Raw genomic sequence first — 6,727 nt, 5'->3', positions numbered from 1 at the left:
TTAAAAGAGAACTGACCAGTGGAAAGCAAAAGGATTCCACTGGTCAGTTCTCTTTTATCCTTGTCGTGATGGCGTAAGCGGTGAAGTCCAAGATTACCACCCCAATCAAATTCTTGATAACTATAGTTTAGAACCCAATGCCATAGACTTACAGCTCAAGCCAGGAAAGGAAAGCAGTTTCCTTGAAAGTGGCAATACTTATAGTGGTTTTAGTCTATTAAGTCCTTCTGTGGGTAGTGACTTGAAGGAACGAATCATCTATTATTTGAACGAAGAACTACTTCCTAACTACTATTTTGCCAATAGCATTCCTGAAGAAGAAAAAACGTCAGATTACTTGACTGAGCATTTTGAGGAGGTTAAGGACTGGTACTATGCAGAAACTGGTGTAGCAGATAAGCCTGAAGAAGAGCAAGTTCAAGACCCTATCTTTGTAGCCTTATGGGCATACCAGGAAATGGAAGATCTACAATGTATGGCTCAGTGTATAGGTGGTGTAAATGATACTCTCCTGCTAGCTCAACCAACCCTACAACTAGAAGTAGATGATCCTCTGATTAAGGATAACGAGGCAGTAGCAAAAATCTTCCATGAGCAAGTACGTTGGACTTTGGGTAATAGTTTACAATACAAATTCCTCACTGGAGACATTTTCAATCCTATCCGTAGTGGGGCAATGTCTATTGGCAGACTGTGGTTAGTGGATAGTTTTGGACAACACAAAGAAGTGGTAGAATCGGGTTCTGTAACGACTGAGGTTGTTACCACTTACCGTATGGATCCTCCTGACACTGGTACTAATAATAAATTTTTATTATCACCTCGTTTAGCCCAACCTGCTCGTCTCAATTTCCACTGGTTAGCAGCGGATGCCCTTCAAGAGGTAGAAATGACCAAAGCACCAGCAAAAACGCCTGTTTGTGGTTGGATTATTCCTAATAATCTTGATAGTAACCTAGCCATTTATGACCATCAAGGTTTAAGTTTGGGAACAATTGATGTAGATGGAAGGTGGCGTGATGCTCCAGAAGTAACTATCGAGCGTGATACTAGTGACCGTCCTCTTTTGTCTAATGATCATTTGCAGAAGCTGGTTCACTATCTTTTAGAACAAAGGGAGGAATTTCAACAACAGTTTCTTTCTACATTGGATAATTCCTTAGCAACCATCGATCCTGAAAGCTTTGCCGAACATAGCACTTTAGCCTTGTTGGTCGGGCGACCGATTGCTGTGGTGAGGGCAACGTTTAGTTTAGAAGTTAAAGGTTTACCCGCCATCGACCCGACAGTTAAAATTGAAAGTACAGCACAAGCACCAGCTACTTATGGGTTTACAGCCGTTAAAATCCCGATTCGTTTAGGAGATTATCAACAACTCAATGATGGTTTAGTGGGATATTGGCGAGAAAAACCTGTAGATGATGAGGGGCATTATGAATATGAGGACAATATATTTTATGCACCTCAAAGTCGTCTGATCAATCATCCCCTGATTCAAACTGAAGAAGAAGGGTTAGTGTATTTTGAGCAAACCGTAGATGCACCTCCTCAAGGGGTGACCATGTTAATCGATCCCAGGGGGGTCGTTCATGGGACTTGTGGGGTTTTACCCAATCAGGAATTACGTTTACCTGCGGAAAATTATAACCATGCCTTACAGGCGATGGAGGTTAATTTCCTTTCTACTCCTGTTTTGTGCGATCGCAGCAATGATGCACTAGGCAACTTGAATCAAATTGCGATTCCTTTACCGGAAGAACCGGGTAGTCGTTGGTCTTGGTTGACTTTACAGCAGGAAAACTGGTCAGAGAAACAAAAGATTAAACCTGTTAACTTCAAAGCCACTTTTGATCAATCCCAGGAGGCTTCTGAAGGTTGGTTACAACTGAGTCGAATTGATGACCCAGAAGAGTCTTAACCCTTGTGGGATAGCCCTTGATAGTCTTCTGGGCTGTCCCCATTTGGGATAAAAATACAGACAAGTACAGATAAGCACATACACAAATCACAGGCTGGAAGCCTGTGCCACAAGACAAAGTCAAAGTCAACTGGTTTACTAATTAATAAAAAAGTGATTGGGAGTTTAAAAAATGAGCATTCCTGGTATTAATAGTCCGGCTGATATTACTGTCCCTATTGTAGAAAGTCTTCAAACCATGGAGGACTTTATTAACTTAATCATCGACGCCTTTGGCATATCAGAGGATGATGTCAATTTAACAACTATTGATATCTTTCATCTGACAGAAGCCACTGTAGAAATTGACCAAAATAAAGGTAATTATGATTTTACTGTAGGCGTTACCATTGATATCAATCAAGATGATGAGGGAAATGCCACTAAAGAATTAAGTGGTAGCCTCAAAATTGATATGACATATGACACGAACAATGTAGGCAAATACACTGGGGAATATGGTGGTTCTTTATCTATTCCTGTTTCAGATGGTACTAATCTCATCTTTGATTTATATTATCAAACCAAAAAAGACTTATTGGGCGATGATGTTAAATTAGTGATTGGACAGTTAAATATTCAAGAAGAGCAAGATATAGGAAATGTTAATTTAGCCAGTTTAGTTGGGGAGATTTCTCCTACTTTAGCAGATTTATTCCCTGAAGAACTTGTAGAAGCATTTAATCTTCAAGAAAATGTTATTTTTGGTATTTATACCACCACAAATTCTCTGGGACTGACTTGGAAGAAAATGCTGTTTAGCATTGGTTTTAATGCCAATATTGAGTTTGGTAGAATTCCTTTAGTGGGAGACTTCTTACCTCAAGACATGTACTCCAGTCAGTTTGCTTTTGAATTTTTAGTGTCACTGCAAAAATACACCAAAAAAGAACTAAAAATTCTCAACAGTTTGCTAGAAGAACTCGGTACCCCGTTAAAAATAAAACCTCCCTCTAGCACTATTAATGAATTGGATAGAGGCGCAAGTATTATTGCTTATTTTGATATTATCGGTTACATAAAGGTATGGTTATTAAACTTAAAACGTAAAAGTAGTAGCAGTGGCAGCGGTAGGGGTGGTCGCAGTGCCAAGATAATAGCACAAACTGAAAAATCCTCCCTGGTTGCTGCTTCTGCAACGACCACACCGACCACACCAACCTCCAACGAAGACGATCTCATTACCCTAGCTGACAATGGCGTCTGGTTAGAGATTCAGAAGTCCTTTGGACCCATTCGCTTTCAAAAAGTGGGATTGGTGTACAAAAAAGGACAAATGCACCTCACCCCTCAATTTGTCATTCAAGATTGTTCCTTGTTGCTCTCTCTGAATGCCCTTTCTATTAGTTCTCCTTTAACCACCTTTGACCCTGAGTTTAATCTTGATGGTTTTGGCTTACAGGTCATTTGTCGAGGCTTAGAAATTTCAGGGGCATTCCTAGCTAAAGAAGGGGATAATTATAATGAATATTTAGGCACGGCTACGGTCGGATTTACCAGTGGGAAAGGCAGTAAATCTGCCTTATCTCTCTCTGCTATTGGCGGTTTTGCCGATTATACCGATAGTGGAAAGTTTGCTCTATTTATCTACTTAGCGGGTGATTTCCCCATTGGTGGACCGCCTTTCTTCTTCGTGACGGGTATTTCCGGAGGATTAGGCTACAACTATGATTTAATTGTGCCTCCTCTGGAAGACATACAAGAATTTCCGTTTGTGTCTCAAGCAATGGAGGGACCCGCTCCCATCGATCCCAGTAAAACTGACACGATCGTGACCGAACAATTAGAGGCTTTAGACAAATATATACCCCCTCTAATCGGCGCGGGTTGGGGTGCTGTGGGTCTTGACTTTACCTGTTTCAAAATTATTGATTGCTTTGGTTTAGTGACCTTTGCCGTTAGTCAGAGCGATTTTGAACTGTGTTTAATCGGTATTGGACTGTTACAACTTCCGACCACTCTGGGTCGCCATGAGCCCATTGCTCAAGCAGAGGTAGCTCTAGAAGCACGCTTTGCCCCTATGGATGGAGAATTGATGGTTCGTGGACAACTGACTCCCAATTCTTATATCTTTAGTCGCAATTGCGTTTTAACCGGGGGCTTTGCTTATGGTTTATGGTTCGCTGGAGAGCGTATGGGTGATTTTATCTTTACCCAAGGCGGCTACCATCCCCGATTCCAACGTCCTTCTCACTATCCTGATGTGCCACACATTGGCATGACTTGGCAAATCGACAATAATGCTTTTACGACGGCTCAAATTTATTATGCTCTCTGCGGTCATGGCATCATGGCAGGGGGGTTATTTGCGATTGCCTATAAAGCGGGTTCAGTGTGGGCTAGTTTTGATGCGGGGGCTGATTTTTTGCTGGGTTGGGCACCGTATCATTATGATGTTGACCTCCATACCCATGTTTGTGCAGGAATCGGAAATATTAGTGTAGGTTTAGGCATCGGCATTCATTTTTGGGGTCCTAATTTTGGTTGTAAGTTTAAGATCAGAATTCTAATCGTTCCTATCACGATTAAAATTGGCGATCAAAGTTCGATTTATCCTGACCCGATTGACTGGGAAACATTTGAGGAGACATTTTTACCGGAGCCAAAGGATGTTTGCAGTATTACTGCGATTGATGGTTTGCTTAAACAAATTGTGGTAGGGGAAGGAGCAGCGGAAAAAGAAGTTTGGGTGATTAATCCGAAATCTTTTGAAATGTCAACCGATAGCTTAGTTCCCTCAAAACAGGTTTTTGCAGGGGGTAAGCAAAAATCTTTCGAGACTAATACCGCATTTGGGATTAATTCTATGGGGATTAAGAGTGAAGCGTTAAAAACGACTCATAAAGTCACTATTGTTAAAGACCTAGCAGGGGATAATGAGGAAAATGTGGAGGACAAATTTACATTTGAAGCCATTCCTAAACTCGCCTCCACAGCGACTTGGGGAATACCCCATATGTCCGGCGGTCGCATCAAACCCCCAGAAGTGAATGGAGAGCAATTCATTGAAAACGTTTTCTATGGTTTCCGGATTACGCCAGCAGAGCCTCCTAAACCAGGCAAAACCCATGATATTGGTGTGGAACATTTACTCTATGATACTGTACGGGTTGACGACCGCTATATTTGGGAAACGTTAGATCCATTTGTGCCGAATTCAGCTTATAATACAGATGAGGAAAAACTTGAATGTATTGAGGAAACGTTAGGCAATAATTCTCAAAGGGATAGCATTTTGCAATCTTTAGGATATGATTTAACTGAAGTGGATATTGAAGACACTGAGGCGATCGCGGATGGTTTTGTTTTTGCCCCTCTGGTTAAATAAAATTCCATCAAATATCCCGTGAAATAGCATTATAGGGCGTGTTTTTAAAGTTTTACGCAAGATTTAGATCCCCCCCAGCCCCCCTTAAAAAAGGGGGGAGCCATACTCAAAGTCCCCCTTTTTTAGGCTTTGCTGATTCTGGGTATGGTTTCGCCCCCCTAGCCCCCCAATTATGGGGGGAACAAAACTCTCAAAGTCCCTCTCGGTGCGCTTTCCAATGGGCGAGTAAATCGCCCTTGGGTCGCACCGCAAAGTTGGGGGATTTAGGGGGCTTGAACAAAACCAGATGATCGAGCATTCATTCCTTGATTCAGCAACGCCCTTTTTTAAGGGGGATAATGGGGGATCTCCGAGGCAAGAAAACACGCCCTAGCCTGTTAAAATAAAAATAGGCTAGAAGCCTGTTCCACAATCACAATCACAATCACAATCACAATTACATCAAGAAAACACACAGGCTAGAAGCCTGTTCCACAATCACAATCACAATCACAATCACATCAAGAAAAAACACACAGGCTGGAAGCCTGTTCCACAAAAATTGTTTTCAATAGGAGCAAACTCAAATGGCAGACGACAGCCAAGAAATGCCTTTTAGGTTTCGTTGGTGCTATGAAGATGAAGAAGAAGGAGAACTATGTAACGTTTTACTCTTGGGTACATCTGACACTGTTCCGCCCCTTTATATCAATATCGCCAATGACCTCACAGATAAAACTATCTCTATCTATCCCATTGAGGGAGTAACCGAAGCGAATTCAACCGATTATCACTTTAAATGGGCTTTTAATCCGGGGATCTTAGTTGATCCACAAAGTATTAGTATTGAGAATGAGAATTGGTCAATTACTTATGAAAGCGGTGCTATTTCTGATAGTCTTTATCTGCTTTGGAAAGGTGATGAAGCTATTATCCTCCCACCTAATCAGGGTATAGACATTATTTTAACTGGTGTCGCGGCTCAAACATTGACAAATAAAACGACTGATGTCACAAGCCGAGCATCGGTAACGACAAAAGCAGCCAGCACCGCCACAACTGATGTCACCATTAGTTGGCAAGTGGAAGAGGGAGTAATTGAAATGATGAATCTCAATATAATTGCAGGTCCTCTTCCTCCCCCAAGCAGTCCATATTATTTATCTACTACATTAGAACTAGAAATGGTACAAGCAACTGGAAAATCTAATATCCCTCTCTTTGTCGGTTTTGTAAACTGCAACAAGGTTCTCAATACTAACGATGAATCAAGTAACTTGCAACTGCGGATTACGAATACTAATTTTCCTGACGATCCCAGCCGTGATATCACTTTATCGGGTAAGTCAGCGGGATTGCTCCCGCTTCGTCCCCAAAGCACCGTGCGAACAAGTCTCCAAGTACACGGCGCAACCAATTCCAAAAGAACTCACTTATCTCTGCCACTCTTTTTCCTTGATTTG

3 protein-coding genes are annotated in these 6,727 nt (G+C 41.7%); all 3 read left to right on the top strand.

Annotated features, from left to right (window positions below):
* The first annotated feature begins 265 nt into the window (after window positions 1-265).
* Complete coding sequence (locus tag F6J99_RS39380; RefSeq protein ID WP_293121547.1) at window positions 266-1,918, top strand: hypothetical protein; 1,653 nt, start codon at window positions 266-268, stop codon at window positions 1,916-1,918.
* Between the two features lie 172 nt (window positions 1,919-2,090).
* Window positions 2,091-5,285 carry a DUF6603 domain-containing protein gene (locus F6J99_RS39375; RefSeq protein WP_293121545.1) on the top strand — a complete coding sequence of 1,065 codons (3,195 nt, stop codon included), beginning with the start codon at window positions 2,091-2,093 and terminating at the stop codon, window positions 5,283-5,285.
* A gap of 566 nt (window positions 5,286-5,851) precedes the next feature.
* Window positions 5,852-6,727: hypothetical protein (locus F6J99_RS39370; RefSeq protein ID WP_293121543.1), on the top strand; the 876-nt coding region annotated here is incomplete at its 3' end.

This window comes from Moorena sp. SIO4G3, assembly GCF_010692305.1.
GTDB classification, from domain to species: domain Bacteria; phylum Cyanobacteriota; class Cyanobacteriia; order Cyanobacteriales; family Coleofasciculaceae; genus Moorena; species Moorena producens_A.
Note: the sequence above shows the minus strand (reverse complement) of the source record. Positions and strands in the feature narration are given on the sequence as shown.